Annotated in this window: 8 protein-coding genes; 2 read left to right on the forward strand and 6 right to left on the reverse strand. The window is 63.0% G+C overall.

What is annotated here, in order from left to right; translation table 11 throughout:
• Nucleotides 1–51: 51 nt before the first annotated feature.
• The 3 genes from ACOCMM_RS14285 to ACOCMM_RS14295 form a co-directional block, all read right to left on the reverse strand.
• Nucleotides 52–1,638: a sugar ABC transporter ATP-binding protein gene (locus tag ACOCMM_RS14285; RefSeq protein ID WP_419553806.1), complete on the reverse strand. Its 1,587-nt coding sequence runs from the start codon at nucleotides 1,636–1,638 to the stop codon at nucleotides 52–54.
• A 74-nt stretch (nucleotides 1,639–1,712) separates the two neighbouring features.
• On the reverse strand, nucleotides 1,713–3,128 hold the full coding sequence (locus tag ACOCMM_RS14290) for a sugar ABC transporter substrate-binding protein (protein WP_419553807.1): 1,416 nt from the start codon (nucleotides 3,126–3,128) through the stop codon (nucleotides 1,713–1,715).
• 69 nt (nucleotides 3,129–3,197) lie between these two features.
• Complete coding sequence (locus tag ACOCMM_RS14295) at nucleotides 3,198–3,797, reverse strand: cysteine hydrolase family protein (protein ID WP_419553808.1); 600 nt, start codon at nucleotides 3,795–3,797, stop codon at nucleotides 3,198–3,200.
• A 328-nt stretch (nucleotides 3,798–4,125) separates the two neighbouring features.
• On the opposite strand from ACOCMM_RS14295, the gene ACOCMM_RS14300 reads away from it, so the two are divergent.
• The gene (locus ACOCMM_RS14300; protein ID WP_419553809.1) at nucleotides 4,126–5,025 is read left to right on the forward strand and encodes a LysR substrate-binding domain-containing protein; all 900 of its coding nucleotides are present in this window, start codon (nucleotides 4,126–4,128) and stop codon (nucleotides 5,023–5,025) included.
• Between the two features lie 174 nt (nucleotides 5,026–5,199).
• Here the strand turns inward: ACOCMM_RS14300 and dapB are convergent, their stop codons facing one another.
• From dapB to rpsO, 3 genes are all read right to left on the reverse strand, one after another.
• Nucleotides 5,200–5,976 carry a 4-hydroxy-tetrahydrodipicolinate reductase gene (dapB, locus tag ACOCMM_RS14305; protein ID WP_419553810.1) on the reverse strand — a complete coding sequence of 259 codons (777 nt, stop codon included), beginning with the start codon at nucleotides 5,974–5,976 and terminating at the stop codon, nucleotides 5,200–5,202.
• A 91-nt stretch (nucleotides 5,977–6,067) separates the two neighbouring features.
• Nucleotides 6,068–8,602, reverse strand: coding sequence for a polyribonucleotide nucleotidyltransferase (locus ACOCMM_RS14310; protein ID WP_419553811.1), 2,535 nt, complete (start codon nucleotides 8,600–8,602; stop codon nucleotides 6,068–6,070).
• Nucleotides 8,603–8,760: 158 nt separating this feature from the next.
• Nucleotides 8,761–9,033 (reverse strand): 30S ribosomal protein S15, encoded by a 273-nt coding sequence (rpsO, locus tag ACOCMM_RS14315; RefSeq protein WP_419553812.1) that lies wholly within the window; start codon nucleotides 9,031–9,033, stop codon nucleotides 8,761–8,763.
• 359 nt (nucleotides 9,034–9,392) lie between these two features.
• Here rpsO and ACOCMM_RS14320 point away from each other — a divergent pair, with 359 nt between their 5' ends.
• Nucleotides 9,393–16,055, forward strand: a complete 6,663-nt coding sequence (locus ACOCMM_RS14320) for a cell wall-binding repeat-containing protein (RefSeq protein WP_419553813.1) — start codon at nucleotides 9,393–9,395, stop codon at nucleotides 16,053–16,055.
• Nucleotides 16,056–16,633: the final 578 nt, after the last annotated feature.

Raw genomic sequence — 16,633 nt, forward strand, 5'->3', positions numbered from 1 at the left:
GTTCGCGGCGCGACTCTGAATCCGTCTGTGTCGAATGACCGCCGTCTGTGCTCAAGAGTTGCCCATTTCAGCGAGCTGGAGCGCACCAATCATGTGGCGAACGATTTCTTGTTCACTTGGCTTTTGATCCGGTGGTGCGTCGACCGTTGTGGCGATATTCCCCGAGTTCAGCACAAGTATCCGGTTGCTCAATCCTACGAGCTCAACCAAGTCGTCGCTAATCAGAATTATCGCCACACCACTTCTGGCGAGATCTCGAATGATCCGGTAGATCTCGGCCCTTGCGCCTACATCGACCCCACGAGTTGGATTGTCGAGGATGAGGACCACGGGTTCTCGACGCACCCATTTCGCTACAGCTATTTTCTGCTGATTCCCGCCGCTCATAGTAGCCGCGAGGGCGCCAGGCGTACCCCTTATGCTGAATTTCTCGACAGAGTCTCGCGCCACTTGTCGTTCTCTGCCGAGGTTCCATACACCGAGCCTGTTGGTAAAGCCCAATCGATCGCTTTCGCCGCTCGGCAGGGAAATATTCGATGCGACGGAGAAATTCGCGATAATCCCCTCGAATGAGCGATCTGGTGGTACATAGCCAATTCCGGCAGCCTTAGCCTTCGGAGGCGTCAGTCTGTTTACTATTCCAGTGCCGTTGATCTCGATTGTCCCGCTATCCGGCTTCGACAGTCCGGCCAGTACTCGTCCAAGTTCAGATTTCCCGGAGCCAATCACTCCACCAAGGCCCAATACCTCGCCCTGCCTGACCTCGAAACTGATGTCCGACAACTCACCGGCCAGATTCAGGTCAGCGACTCTGACGCTGACCGGATTTCCGGTCACCTCGACCTGCTCACCTTCCAGGTAATAGTCCTTCTCTCTGACTCTGCCGACCATCAGCTCGTGAAGTTCAGTTGGCTCCGTCTCATCCGCCATGACTTCGGCAGCTAGGACTCCATCCTTCATTACATATAGGCGACTGCATACCAGGAAAATCTCGCTCAGCCGATGCGATACGAAGACGACAGATGATCCGCGCCGCTGTAGTTCGCGCATAAGAGCCAAGAGGGCCTCGACCTCAACGTGAGACAGGCTTGTGGTGGGCTCGTCAAACAGGACGACGCTCGACTCGAAGCCTAAGACTTCGGAAAGCATCGATGCTTTGGCGACCTCTAGGGCTTGCCGAACTGCGAAGTTGTACCGGTATGTGGGTTGAGTGACATCAATCTCGAGCCGCATCTCATGCACAATGCGTTTCGCCTCGCGAATCATCGCTCGCTTGTCCAGGACGGAGCCAAGTCGGGCGAACTTGTCTGCGTGACCTAAGAAGAGGTTCTCATAGACAGGTATCCCTGGAATAACTGCGGGCTCTTGAAAGACTCGCCAGATTCCTAAGCGGTTGGCCTCTAGATAGTTCCTCGGAGCTATCTCGCCGTCGCCGTTGAGCAGGATCTTGCCCGAGTCCCGACGTTCTGTCCCCGACAGTATGTTGAGTAAGGTGCTCTTTCCGGCGCCATTCTCACCGACGATGCCTACGATCTCGCCTCGGTTGATTTGCAACGAAACATGATCCAACGCGACTACTGCGCGAAAGGACTTACAGAGCTCACGGACCTCTAGGACTGGCGCTTCTAGCACAGGCACTCAGATGTCCCACCCTTCTGTTCTCTGCCTTGCGGCAAGATGACAGTTGACCGGCGTCCTCTCCTCAGGAGAAGTTATTCTGGAACCGGGACACCTTCATAGTCGAAGTCATCCATCCTGATCTGGTAGTGATCGGCATACATCTGAGTTACTTGTTCCATCTCGCCAGCCTCCAAAGCACGTACGTACTCAGGCGGGCCCCAACCGTCGGGCTTTTCAAAGATTGCCTCGCCAAACGGTGCCCAGTGCTCCTCGAGGACGAGAGCGCGGAGTTCGTGCATCGGGTCCCAATCGTCAGGATGGTGAACCTTCGACATCAATACTGGGTCGAATGGGAAGTTGTCCGTTTCAATGAAACGCCGCTTGACCTGCGCTACATTGTCCTGAAGTACGGGGATGGCCCCGGCTACTCCCATCTGCCTTTCGGGTGCTGAAAGCTTCACCCCGTTGAGAGCGTCGAAGCATCTCACAACCGGTGCCACTCCGAAATAGGCTGGTGAGTGGAATCCAGTCACATAGACACGCCCGTCTTCTATCATGTCAAGGACGTCTCGATTGCCGTCTTGCCCAGAGATAAGGACGTCAACGCCGGGCGTCATTCCGAGGCCTTCGACCGCTGCGACTGCGCCTGCTGCCTCGCCGTCGTTGTCGCACAGGATAACGTCAGGCATGCCGACCGCAGCGACCATATCCTCTACGGCCTTCTGCGCATCGACCGGATTCCACTTTCCGTCCTGGATGGCCAAGAGTTCAACGTTGGGGAACTCATTCTCCAGGACGTTCAGGGTCGTGGCTTTCCGCGTGGTTGCCACTGAGGCGCCGGTAAGGCCCTCAACGTATATTGCCGTACCCTCTCCGCCAATCGCATCAAGCACTATCCTGGTGGTCCGTCCAAGATTTTCCGACTCGAACAAGTCGAGATACCACACGTAGTACTCGCCTGCGTCAAATGGCGTGAACCACGGATCAGTAACGAACATGTTTGCAAGGTACGCCTCGTTCGCGGTACATGCTTCGACGATTGGCCGAAGGTCTGAACCATCAACATTGCCTTGGATAATCATCTTTGCACCGCCCGTCACAAACTGCTCCACCAGGCTGATGTGCTGAAGCACATCCTGATTTGATGAAGTTGCGGCGTAGTCGAGGCCGAGGATCTTGGCAGCCTTTTTGGCCCCATCGTCCTGATCGAGGAAGTAGGCCTGCTCAACCCGAATGATGTTGGCGACTTGCCCACTCTTCGGCGCAACGATTGCTGTGGTAGTCGGGCTGCCAGCCGCCGGTGTAGTCGTTGTAGTTGTGCTCCCTCCAGTGCTCGCCCCACCGCAGGCACTGAGTAGCGGCCAACTAGCCGCAGCAACTACACCTGCGGATGCAAGCTTCAGTAGATCGCGCCGAGACATATGACGCGCATCTAGCTCTTCGAGGATGGGGTCAGCAACCCTCTTGTCACTGAAATCGGGTATGTTGATTCTGGGCCGGTTTGGCATCTGCTCTAACCTCTTTCTGATATCTCTTTTTCTTTCATTTACTCATCCGGGATCCTAGATTCCGGGACGTCAAACTGTGAACTCATCGAGAAACTCTTGTGTTGTTATCACTCGCCCGAACTTGGGGATGATATTCTTGAGCGAGAACTCGTTGTCCACAGCATCGAAACTCGCGCAGCAATCCTCAACTACGATATTTGCGAAACCCCTGTCGGCGGCATCTCGCACTGTCGCCTCGACCACCATGTTCGTGGCAACACCGGCCGAGATAATTGTCTTGATTCCGGCAAGTCGAAGAACAAGGTCAAGGTCTGACTGATAGAAGGAACTGACTCGACGCTTGGGTACAACGATTTCGTTCTCGATCGGTGCAACCATTTCGTGAATTTCGGCACCCCAACTGCCTTCGGTCATTGCGTCTGCTGTCTTGATTGAGTCGAAGATTGCCATTCCCTGGCCTACCTCGGGGTGACCTGCTCGATACTGGTGAGCTACATGGACCACTAGCATCCGAAGCTGCCGGGCTCGCTCGAGAACCGCCTGGGAGTTCTCGAGGACGCCCCTCTCTCTGACGACATCTGCAAGCCCCGACTTTCCGAAGAGACCTTCCGGATGAATAACGTCGTTCTGGAGATCCATCAGTACGAGAGCAATCTCATCCTTCTTCATCTGTTTGTACCCACCATCTCTCTATTGGTCCATGTTCGGCACGCGATCGGCGGTCCCGCGTATGGTCCTCGAGCTGCTTGGTGACGCGGCACCTCGCACCAAGACGGTGGCCCGAGCAGATCCTTGGGCTTGAGGGCCTAGCCAAGCTCCTACCGACCCGGAGACTGCCGGTACCCCCCCTGGTGGTGCCATCGTGCTCTCTTCCCACGGGCCCGAACGGCTGATGATGCAACATTAGCACGCGACGCGTCCTTATACTTGCGTATAATGCATAGATGAATGTCCGGTACGCACGCGAATAGTCCTTGTACTTGCGTATAATGCATACATGGATGCACGGTACGTCCAAGCCGTCCTCGAGATTGCCAGAACTGGGAGCATGACCGTTGCGGCCACACATCTCAACATCTCCCAATCCGCCTTGTCTCGCCAGGTCCAACGGATCGAGACCGAACTTGGAATCGCTCTGTTTGACCGGGTCGGTCGTGGGGTCAGGCTCTCTGAGGCTGGTGAAGCTCTGCGGAGACACTGTACGGATTTTGTGCAGAGCGAGAGTTCATTGTTTGAAACCGCCAGGCAACTGCGTGGGGGACGACTCGGGAACTTCAGTATCGGTGCAACCCCGTGGACGATCGAACGGCTCATCGCTCCGTTCTTGCAGACCTTCCGCAAGGACTTTCCGAACGTGGAGTGCAAAGTGGTCGAGGCCGGAGGAGCGAAAGTCGTCGAGCTTATTGAGGCGCATGAGATCCGACTCGGCGTCGCATTCATAGGGCCGTCACCGCGACTTGTGCAGCATCCTCTCGTCGATCTCACCCTCATGGCCATCAGACCTCAATCGAGGTCTTCGCCTTCTTCGGGGCTAAAAGCAATGACATTACAACAAGCGTGTACCTTCCCTATTCTGGCTCTCAACGAGACGTTTGGGAGCAGACTTCTCTTCGATTCAGCCTGTCGCATCGAGAATCTCACCCCCGAAATCGCCTTCCAGACCTCAGCTCCAGACGCTGCGCTCGCCATGGCCGCCGCCGGCGAAGGATTGGCGATTCTCCCGTCATCTGTCGATCTCCGTGGCATGAACCTGGGGGCAGTCCCCCTCATCGCCCACGCTGGCGCGGCTCTGACTCTCCAGTTGGGCGCGGTGCACGACCCGCAGCGGAAAGACCCTGGCTATCTCGACGCGGTAATCAGCAGTCTCTCAACACTCGCTCGAGAAACCGTGATCTAGCAACAGGAGCTTCACGGTGGGAAGACAGCTCACGGCAGCCAACCTCTGACGCTCTCATGCCATGTGGCGACAACATGAGGGCTACGTGAAGGCGGGCACGGTGAGTTCTGTGGGCACGGCATCCATGCTGTCGCCGACGGCCGGCATTTCGGCGGCCTCAGCAGGGAAACTCCGCTAGAGGCCGAGGTATGTGTCGAGACCGATCGTGACGCCGGGATGATCGGCGATCGCCTTGCAGGCGAGCAGCACCCCCGGCATGAACGACACCCGATCGAGGCTGTCGTGGCGGATCGTGAGCGTCTCCCCTGCCGTGCCGAGCAGCACCTGCTGGTGCGCGACCAGCCCCCGCAGCCGGACCGAGTGCACCGGGATCCCCCCCGGCCCCGTGCCGCCCCGGGCACCGGGCAGCACCTCGTCTTGGGTGGGATCGGGGCCCCAGTCGTCTGAGGCCTCGGCCATGGCGCGCACGGTCTGCATGGCGGTGCCCGAGGGCGCATCGACCTTGTTGTCGTGGTGGAGTTCGATGACCTCTGCTGTCGGGAAGAAGGGCGCGGCGAGCTCAGCAAACCGCATCATGAGCACTGCCCCGATAGCGAAGTTCGGGGCGATGAGGCAGTTGCTGGCGGTGAAGGCAGCACGGCACCGCTCGTAGTCGTCAGGATCGAGGCCGCTGGTGCCGACCACGGCATGGACGCCGTTTGCCGCACACCACGCCAGGTTCTCCCGAGCCGCGGCAGCCACCGTGAAGTCCACGGCGACGTCGACACTCGCCGGATCCACATCTGCGGCACCGGCCACGATGTCGATGCTGTCAGTGGCATCGCGCTGGCCGGGCGCACCGGGGTCCACCCCGGCCACGAGTTCCAGGTCAGCATCGCCAGCGACCGCCTCGCAGACGGTGGCGCCCATGCGTCCGCCCGCGCCGAACACCAGCACTCTCACGGCAGTCACGCTAGTGGCGCCCCGAGGCTGAGCCGAAGGCGATGCCGTGGCCCGAGCGGCCAGTGACCGCAGCGAACAAGAGCGGGGAGCAATTGCTTCGTCAGCGGCGGCCGCGGCGGCGGCCTGAACCCCGTCCGGTTTGCTCGACTTCCGGTCCCAGGTCGCCGTAGACGCCCTTCGCAATCTGTTCGAAGTGCTCGCCGAACGACACGTCCTCGCGCGCTGTACCGCTGGGCGCTGATCCGCTCGCCGGGGCCACGTCGTCGCCGTCACCAGCGCCAGCCGATGCATCAGCACCGCCGCCCGCCGACACAGCGGCAGCCACAGGCGTACGGGACCGGCGTGTGCCGTTGCCTGTGCCGCCTCGATCGCTGGCGCGTCCGCGGTCGCGCCGCGGCGCAGGGGCATCGTCGCTCGACCCGTCATCGTCGCCTTCGCTGCCCCCGACCTGAGTCGGATCGGCCGGCGAGAGGCTGATCTTGCCGTTGGGGTCGATCTCCTCGACGATCACGCTGACCACGTCGCCGAGCTCGAGCACTTCCTCGACCGAGTTCAGCCGCCGCCTGCCGCCCAGCTTGGAGATGTGCAGCAGCCCATCGGTGCCAGGCAGGACGTTCACGAACGCACCGAACTTGGTGATGTTCACCACGCGACCCTCGTAGGTGGCTCCCACGTCGGGCGTCGGCGGGTTGACAATGAGCCGGATCTGCCGCTCGGCCTCTGCCACGACCTCGCGGTCGGTGGCGCCGATGCTCACGGTGCCGACGGTGCCGTCATCGTCCACGTTGATGTCGGCGCCGGTCTCTTCCTGGATGGAATTGATGACCTTGCCGCGCGGACCGATGACCTCGGCGATCTTGTCGATCGGGATCTCGAAGCTGGTGATCTTCGGTGCCGTCTCGCCGACGTCGGGCCTCGGCTCGGCAATCGCTGCGCGCATGACCTCGAGGATCTGCAGGCGAGCCTGTCGGGCCTGGCCCAGCGCCTGGGTCAGCACCTCGGCGGGAATGCCTTCGATCTTGGTGTCGAGCTGGAGCGCGGTGATGGCGTCTTGGGTGCCCGCAATCTTGAAGTCCATGTCGCCGAATGCGTCTTCGGCACCCAGGATGTCGGTGAGCGTCACGTACTGACCGTCGGCGTACACGAGGCCCATGGCCACACCGGCGACGTGATCGATGATCGGCACGCCGGCGTCCATGAGCGACAGCGACGATGCGCACACCGACCCCATCGAGGTGGACCCGTTGGAGCTGAGCACGTCCGACACCAGCCGGATGGTGTACGGGAAGTCCTCCTTGGACGGGACAACCGGGAAGATGGCACGTTCAGCGAGTGCGCCGTGCCCGATCTCGCGCCGCTTGGGGCCACGCATGAATCCGGCTTCGCCGGTGGAGTACGGCGGGAAGTTGTAGTGGTGCATGAATCGACGCCGGTCGGCAGGATTCAGGGTGTCGACGATCTGCTCCATCCGCGACATCGCCAAGGTGGTGACGTTCAGCACCTGGGTCTCGCCGCGCTGGAACAGCCCGGAGCCGTGAGCGGTGCGCCCGAGGTAGCCCGCAACTGACGAGAGCGGCCGAACCTCATCGGTTGCCCGCCCGTCGATGCGGAAGCCGTCCGCCACGATGCGCTCTCGCACGATCTCCTTCGACAGCGACCTGACGGCCGACGAGATCTGATCCTTGGCGCTGTCGAGGTCCGCGAATTCTGCGGCAACTTCTTCAATCACTGCCTTGCTGGTCACCGATTGTGCGGCCTCGCGCTCGGCCTTGTCGGCGATTGCCATCACTTCACGCATGCGATCGCCGGCGACTTCGCGCACGCGATCGAGCACCTCGTCGGAGCAGTCCTTGGTCGAGGTGTACTCCATTGGCTGGATCGGGCCGGAGGCTTCTTCGACCAGCCGGCGCAGCGACTTCTGCATCTCGATGATGTCGTCGATCCACTGCTTGGAGGCCTCGAGACCGCTCGCGAGCACGTCCTCGGTGACCTTCGGTGCGCCCTGCGCGTAGTACTCGAAGGACTTCTCGGTGCCGCCGGCTTCGACCATCATCACGGCGATGTCGCCGCTGTCGAGCTGGCGACCGGCCACGACCATCTCAAACGTGGCGGCCTCGGACTCTTCGTGGGTGGCGAAGGGGATCCATTCGCCGTCGGTGGAGTAGGCGATCCGCACGCCGGCGATCGGGCACTCGAACGGGATGCCGCTCAGCCACAGGGCCGCCGAGGCTCCGTTCAGCGCCACGAGGTCGTACTGGTTGACGTGGTCGGCACCGAGAATCGTGCCCACCACATGGGTGTCGTGGCGGTAGTCGCTGGGGAAGTTCGGCCGCAGCGGGCGGTCAATCAGCCGGCAAGTCAGGATCGCATCGTCGGATGCACGCCCCTCTCGCCGGAAGAACGAACCGGGAATCCGGCCCACGGCGTACATGCGCTCCTCGATGTCGACGGTGAGCGGGAAGAACGACGCTCCGTCGCGTGGACGGTTTGACGCCGTCGCGGTGACGAGCACTTGCGTGTCGCCGATGCGGGACGTGACCGCCCCGTTGGCGAGGCCGGCGAGCACGCCGGTCTCGAAGGTGATGGTCTTGTCGGTGCCCGCGATGGGACCGGTGACCGAAATGGCTTCAGCCATGTCTGCTCCTGTTGTGGTGACGGGGCCTTCCCGCCTGTTGGTTGTTGTTCATCGGGTGTTGCCCATGCATGGGGTATGCGACCCCGACCTGCATCCGTCGCAGCGACCGGCTAGCGGCCTTCGCTGCATGTGAGAACAGATGCGGCCGTAGACCCGCGTCAGCGCCGGAGGCCGAGCTTTGCGAGCAAAGCTCGATAGCGCTCGACGTCGTTGACGTTCAGGTAGTCGAGCAACCTGCGCCGACGTCCGACGAGCTTCAGCAGCCCTCGGCGGGTGTGGTGGTCTTTGTTGTGGGTATTGAGATGTTCGGTGAGGTGCTCAATGCGAGCGCTCAGCTGAGCTACTTGCACCTCGGGCGATCCGGTGTCGGCCTCTGAATGACGATGTTCGTCAATTGTCGAGGCCGCTGGGCTTGATCTCTTGGCACTCATGCCGTTGCTGTATTCCCTCTGTTGTGGCGCCGCATTGGGGTGGAGTGCCCGCTGGTGCAACGCGGCTGGTCGACCCAGCCCTGTTGATGTTTCTCTCTCATAACTGAGGCTACCAGCGCGGACAACACATGCCATCTGCACCGTCGCGGCGAACCCGTTGGATCCCGTTGGGAGGATCGCGCTGGAACGTGACCTGAACTCATACACTGCTGTCGCTTTGTACATCCTCATTTGCTCATGAAATTAGGCTATATCGTGCATCACGAATTCGAGGCGTCCGTCGCCAGCCCCGGGCGGGCCCATCTGCGACACGCGCTGACCCCCCCCCCCCCCCCGCACCTCGTATTCGTAGATCGCCCATGAAGCGGTTGTCTCGCCACGTACTGCCCAGAGTCGCGCTTGCCGTCGTGTTCGCTGCGACCCTCATGCCGGTCGACTCTGCGGGGGCCCAGGCCAGCACGGTGGAAACCGATGCGGGTGTCTCCAACATCGAACAGGCATCGGCAGGCGCGGTTCCAATTTCGGGGTTCTCCACATCTGCTCCAGACTTTCTGAAGCAGCCCTTCAGGACTGGATCGGACGCGGATTTCTACGAGATCTCTTCCGTCGAAGTGGCGCTGGGCAGCATCACCGAACCGCCTCCAGGAGAGGAAGCACTCCTCAACCTTCGAATACGGATCCTCGACACGATTCGAGAAGGCGGCAGCAGCGGCAAGATCAAGCCCCATAGTTCCATCTGCGGCAAGCTCACCCCGCCTCCCACGTTTGAGGCGAACGCAGTCAATACATGGACGGCCGACTCGGCGTGCCGTTTGAATCACAGTTCCACGTACTGGGTCGAACTCAAGCACATCACAACAACCCGGAATCCGTCGAACGTGTCGGTGGAGCTGAAGTACACGACCGCAGCGGAAGATCCAGTCAGCGGGGACTTTGCGTTCGACCCGAGCCATGACGACAACCCCGTCGACTTTGCCCAATCCGATGGCCAGTCTGCGGCGGACTGGAAGATTCCACTCCTCTACAAGGAAGTGTATAACGATACGACAGACGTGAGACCGATCGCGGGTCGAGCGCTGCTGATCGATGTCAACGATGTCAACAGTGCCACGGCGGTACTGCCGGGCTTGACCGTGGACCCCACCGAGCTGTCCGTCGTCGAGGACGGCACTGCCACGTTCGAGGTGGAGCTCGCGACTGCGCCCGCAGCGAACGTGACTGTCGCGGTGACCTCGGGCGACACCGATGTCGCCACCGTCACCTCCGGCGCATCGCTGACGTTCACGGCCGCGGACTGGAGCACTGCTCAGACTGTCACCGTGGGAGGCACCGCCGACGGCGACGTAGACGTCACCGCCACCGCCGCCTCCACCGACTCCGACTACGAAGGCTTGACCGGCACAGTCGCCGTCACCGTCACCGACAAGCCCGCGGTGACCGTGACCGTCCTGACCGACCCCTTCACCATCACCGAGCAAGGCGCCGACGGCCGCTACACGGTGGTGCTGGACGCGCAGCCCGCCTCCGATGTGGTCATCGACATGGCCGCATCGGGCGACGCCCGCGTGTCTGTGGGCGGGAGCACCCCCGCGTCGACCGCGTCGCTCACCTTCACCGACATGAACTGGAACAGCCCACAGACCGTCACCGTCACCGCCGTCCACGACGACGACGCCAACGACGACGTCGCGGAAATCACGCTCGAGGTCGACGCCGACGACAGCTCGGAAGAGTACGACACCGTCACCATCTCCCCGGTTGCGGTCAACATCACCGACGACGACGATGCCGGGCTGGTCATCGAACCCACCGATCTCGCCATCACCGAGGGGGCCGCCGCGGGCGTGGGCCACACCTACACCGTCAAGCTGGCGACCGAGCCCGATGCCGATGTCAATGTCGGGATCACGGGCCATGCAGGCACGACCGCTGTGCTCACAGGCTTCACCAATGACACGCTCACCTTCACCAGCGGCAACTGGCACATGGCCCAGACCGTCACCGTCACCGCCGCCGACGACGACGACGACGACGACGAGACGGTCACCCTCTCCCATGAGGCCAGCAGCACTGACACCGACTATGACGCGCTGGCCGGCAACGATGTCACGGTCACCATCGAAGACGACGACGAGGCCGGGCTGATCTTCGACATCAACCCACTCGAACTCGCCGTTGGCGAGGAGAGTTCTGCGGACTTCACCATCAGACTTGCGTCGCGGCCCCAAGCAACCGTCAGCATCACCTTCACGGGCCAGGCAGGCAGTGACATATCACTGTCGGGAGACGCACAGTCGAACATTCTCTCTTTCACCGCTGCGGAGTGGAACACCGATAAGACGGTCACCGTCTCCGCCGCCCACGACGACGACGGCCGCGACGACACGGTTGTCCTCGGTTTGACCACCTCCACCAGCGACAGCGCCTACGGCAATCTCGCCGCTGTCCAGATTCCGGTCACGGTCACCGACAACGATGAGGCCGGGCTGATCTTCAGCCAGAACCCCCTCGATCCTCTCGACCGTCTCGACCCCCTCGAGCTTGCCGTTGGCGAGGAGGTGCCGGTGAGCTACACCGTGCGGCTGGCGACTGAGCCGCAAGCGGCCGTGTCCGTGCTGCTGGGGTCGGATCCGGTGACCTCGTTGACGATGTCGGGCGACGTGGCGGATTTCGCGCTCACCTTCGAGCCCGGTGACTGGGACACGCCCCAGACCGTCACCTTCGAGGTCGATCACGACGACGACGGCCGCGACGGCAGCTTCAACCTTGTCAACTCTCCCTCCAGCAACGGCGACAGCGACTACAACGACCTCGCTGGTCGCAGCATCGCGGTCACCGTCACTGACGACGACATTCCCGCAGTGATTGTGGATCACACCGAAATCACCGCTGTGGAGGGGAGTTCCCAGAACTTCACCGTGAGACTCGCCACTGAGCCGTCCGATGAGGTCATCGTCACCATCTCGGGCCACACCGGCACCGACGCGACATTGTCAGGCAGCGACGTGACCAGTGACGCGCTCACCTTCGCCGTCGGCGATTGGGACACGCCCCAGACCGTCACCGTCACCGCCGCCGAAGACGTCGACAGCGCCGAAGACAAGGTCATCCTCTCCTACACCGCCACCAGCACCGGCGACACCGAATACGACAACCTCACTGACGACCTCGTGAAGGTCACCATCACCGACAACGACAGTCCTGCCGTCGCCGTCAATCCGACCGCGATCGACGTCGACGAGGGCGGTTCCGCTAGCTACACCGTGCAGCTCGTCACTCAACCGGCCACGGATGTCACCGTCACCGTCACCGTCCCAGCCAATTCCGGCGCGTCGCTGTCGGGCGGCACGCTGACACGCGACCTCACCTTCACCTCCTTGACGTGGAGCACGCCCCAGACCGTCACCGTCGTGGGCGCAGACGATGACGATGCCCGCGACAGCGCCCCCTTCGACATCACCCACACCTCATCGGGCGCCGACTACGACAACGTCACCATCGGCTCGGTGACCGTGACCGTCATCGACGACGACGAAGCCGGACTGGTCATCGAGCCGGCCGCGATCGACGTGGAGGAGGAAGGCTCGGCGGGCTACACAGTCAGGCTGACCACCGAGCCGTCGGCGGATGTCATCGTCGACATCGGCGGCCACATCGGCACCGACGCGTCGCTGTCGGGCAGCGACGTGACCAGCGACGCACTCACCTTCACCCCCGGCAACTGGGACACGCCCCAGACCGTCACCGTTGTGGCCGCCGCCGACGGCGACGCTGACGACGAAGCACCCGTCAACCTCACCCACAGCGCTTCCAGCGCCGACCCCCAATACGACACCCTCGCCGGCGATCCCGTCAGGGTCGCCATCGCCGACAACGACGATGTCGGCACCGTCGGGAGCGACACCGCCGCGGTGCTTGTGTCCGTCGACTCCTTCGACCTCGTCGAGGGCGAGTCGGACGACTACACGGTCGTCTTGGGCACCGAGCCGACCCAAGACGTGACCATCTCCATCATCGGCAACACCGGCAGCGACGTGTCCGTGACCGGCAACACGCTAAGCAACGACGTCACGCTGACGTTCACGGCCGCGAACTATTCCACCGCGCAGACCGTGACGGTGACCGCCAACCAGGACGACGACGCGATCGACGAGTCGGACGTGACGCTCACCCATGTGGCCGCCAGCGCGGACACGGACTACAACGGCATCAGCGGCGACTCCGTAACCGTCGCCGTCGACGACGACGACACAGCCGGAGTCACCGTGTCGCCCACCGAGCTGTCGGTGACCGAGGGCAGTTCGAACACCTATGAGGTGTCGCTGGGCTCCCAGCCGACCGCGGACGTCACCGTCACCATCGCCGGGCACGACCGCAGCGACCTGACCCTCACCGGCAACACGCTGAACAACGACAACGAGCTGACCTTCACAGCCGCGAACTGGGACACCGCGCAGACCGTGACGGTGACCGCCGCCGAGGACCCCGACGCCGGCACCGACGCACCGGTCGAACTGACCCACACGGCCGCCAGCAACGACGCCGACTACGACGGCGTCAGCGTCGGCTCGGTAACCGTCGCCATCGCCGAGAACGACACTGCCGAGATCACCGTGTCGACCGCGCAGTTGACGGTGGACGAGATCGGCACCGGCACGTACACCGTCGTTCTGTCGCATCCGCCGGTCAGCGAGGTGACCGTCAAGATCACCGACGCCGGCGACATGAACACCAATCCCACACAGCTCGCGTTCGACGCGTCGGACTGGGACACGCCCCAGACCGTCACGGTAATCGCCGGCAACGACGATGACGCCTACGACGACACCGTCGAGATCACTCACGCCGTCGTCGAAGGCAGCGCCGACGAGTACTTCCAGCTCACTGTCGCCGCCGTCACTGTCACCGTGACGGACACAGACACCGCAGGCCTGAGCGTCTCGTCCCGTGCCATCGGGATCCTCGAGGAAGGAACCGGTACCTACACCGTCGCGCTGACCAGCGAGCCATCCGATGAGGTGACCGTTGACATTACCGAAGGCGGGCCGGTGACGGTGGAGCCCGCAATCCTCACGTTTAGGGCGGACAACTGGGACACGCTCCAGACCGTCACGGTGACCATCGCCCACGACGACAACACCATCAGCGAAAACATAACTCTCGACCACACCACCGACAGCGACGCCCCCGACTACAAGGGCGTGATCGCCAGTGTCGCGGTCACGGTGAGCGACAACGATGCTGCTGGTGTGGTGCTGTCACCGCAGCATCTGACGGTGATCGAGGGCGAGACCGGTGCTTACAGCGTGTCGCTCTCCCAAGCACCCACTGCTGACGTGACCATCGAGGTCACAGGCCGGGCCGGCGTGGTCACCGTCAACGACGGCGATACCGCGAGGGTGACGTTCACCCCGTCGAACTGGGATCAGCCCCGCAAGGTGACAGTTGCGGCGACCCAGAATGACGATGACGCTAACTCCGACATCACGGTCCCGATCACCAACCGCATTGTTGCGGGCGACGCCACCGAGTACGGCAACCTCGCCGTTAACGACGTGACTGTGACCATCCTCGACGACGACGGTCCCGCACTCCGGATCAACACCGAGGAGCTCTCGGTCACCAGTGCCCGTTCCGCGGTCTACACCGTCAGCCTCAACAGCGCTCCCGACCCTGGTGCGGTGCTCACCAGCGTGCCGCCTCGGTTCGAGGCACCCGAGGTCAGGACCGACCTTGACCCCAGGCCGGCGACGGACGTGGACGTGACGATCTATGCATCAGGCGATCTGTCGGTGGAGCCGACGGTCCTCAGGTTCACGGCATCGAACTGGGATGTGCCCCAGAAGGTCAGGGTGACCGCCAATGGTGCTGCGGCCGGTACCAGGTTCACGATCGTCCATGCAATCGCAGGCCCCACCTACTACGCCGACGTCAGCAACGCGGGCCTCGGCCTGACAGTGCGACGGAGTTCGGGCGGCGGTTCCCCGGGCGGTTCCGGTTCGGGCAGCCGTGGCGGTTCCGGTTCGGGCGGCGGCGGCGGTGGCGGCGATCTCGATGTGGGTGTGGCGACGTTTGTAGTGGCGAATGGGTGGAGTGCTGCTGATGTGGGTGTGGCGTCGGTGCTGGCGGCGCGCACGTCTGAGGCGGTAGTGGTGTACACCGCGGGCAACGAGCTGTCCGAAGAGACCAGGGTGCTGCTGCGAGAGGCGCTGCCCGCCGAGGTGATCATCGTGGGCGGCAATGCTGCGGTGTCGCGTGACGTGCGCACCCAGATCCGGGCAGCGTCGTCGGAATCGGGCATCTCGCGCATCACAGGCGAGGATCGTTCCGACACAGCCGCGGCCACAGCACGCCGCATCCTGGGCGCGCCGTCCGCTGCGGGCCGCGTGACGCTGGTCGTGGCCAATGGCTGGTCGCCGCCTGATATCGGCGCAGCCACGGCGCTGGCTGCGAGCAGCGGGCGCTCTGCGGTGCTCTACACCGAGCGCGACAGCCTGCCTGAAGCCTCCGCGGCGCTGCTGCGCGACTACGACGTTGCGCGGGTGATGCTCATCGGAGGCACTGCGGCGATCAGCGGCGACGTGCAGGACGCGGTCGCTGCGGCGGCGGGCGATGCCAGCATCTCGCGGCTCACGGGCACCGACCGCATCGACACTGCTGCGCAGGCGGCACGGCGGGTGCTGGGCAATCCCGCCGCGGCTCCCGACGGCGTCACCCTGGTGATCGCCAATGGCTGGTCCGCGCCCGATGTCGGCGTCGCGGCGGCATTGGCAGCCGCGACGGAGAACGCCGCGGTTGCCTACACCGCACAGGGCGAGCTGCCCGAGACGACCGCGGCGCTGATCCGCGACTACCGACCCGGCCAGGTCATCATCGTGGGCGGCCGCGCAGCAGTCGCCAACGACGTGCGAACAGCCATCACCCAGACCGCCCCCGACAACGCCGACATCCGGCGCATCACCGGCAGCACCCGCACCGACACCGCCGTGCGCGCCGCACGGCGCATCCTCGCAAACCTCTGAGCACAGGACATTCGCGCTGACTGCGTCCTGCCAAGTCTTGCAGACGCCGTAGCCACATCCGACGGCAGCGCTGCTCCACCTAGTGCTGTCGTCAGGCACCGCCCCGGAACCCCACCGCACCGGGGCGGTGCCACCCCTCTCTCGTGGGGCCTCAAACCAAAACGTCGTTGGGCAATCCCGCGCCCGACGCTTGCTCGATGGTCAAAGAGCCCCAGTGGATAGGTCACGTCTCGAAAAGCTGCTGTCACGCCTTCTTTGCGCAATTTTGCCGCCTGTGGCGGCATTTCTGCGCAAAGTCCAGGCCGCCGGGGCTGCCGGGCATCGCCGCCCATCCGCTGGGGCTCTGAGTTTCCGGAGATAGGGCCGGTAGACATACACACATGCATTCGCAACATGTGAGTGATCGCCCGGACACGTCGTCGCCTCGCGCCGCCAACTGCGTATCGGGGGGGGGGGGGGGTCCCTCGTCTGCTGTCGTACGGCCGGCTGATTGATGCCGCGGCCGACCGATGGGAGAGGCCGACTGCCTCGACCGCTCAGCAAGACCGGCGCCCCGAGAGTCGTCGAATCGCCGCGGC

It is taken from the genome of Candidatus Poriferisodalis sp. (assembly GCF_965198245.1).
Taxonomy (GTDB): Bacteria; Actinomycetota; Acidimicrobiia; order Acidimicrobiales; family Poriferisodalaceae; genus Poriferisodalis.

What these genes read in the sequence shown, in the direction of transcription:
- ACOCMM_RS14290 (WP_419553807.1), bottom strand. Translation starts at nt 3,128, where the DNA reads ATGCCAAACCGGCCCAGAATCAACATACCCGATTTCAGTGACAAGAGG.
- ACOCMM_RS14320 (WP_419553813.1), top strand. Translation starts at nt 9,393, where the DNA reads ATGAAGCGGTTGTCTCGCCACGTACTGCCCAGAGTCGCGCTTGCCGTC.
- rpsO (WP_419553812.1), bottom strand. Translation starts at nt 9,033, where the DNA reads ATGAGTGCCAAGAGATCAAGCCCAGCGGCCTCGACAATTGACGAACAT.
- ACOCMM_RS14310 (WP_419553811.1), bottom strand. Translation starts at nt 8,602, where the DNA reads ATGGCTGAAGCCATTTCGGTCACCGGTCCCATCGCGGGCACCGACAAG.
- ACOCMM_RS14300 (WP_419553809.1), top strand. Translation starts at nt 4,126, where the DNA reads ATGGATGCACGGTACGTCCAAGCCGTCCTCGAGATTGCCAGAACTGGG.
- ACOCMM_RS14295 (WP_419553808.1), bottom strand. Translation starts at nt 3,797, where the DNA reads ATGAAGAAGGATGAGATTGCTCTCGTACTGATGGATCTCCAGAACGAC.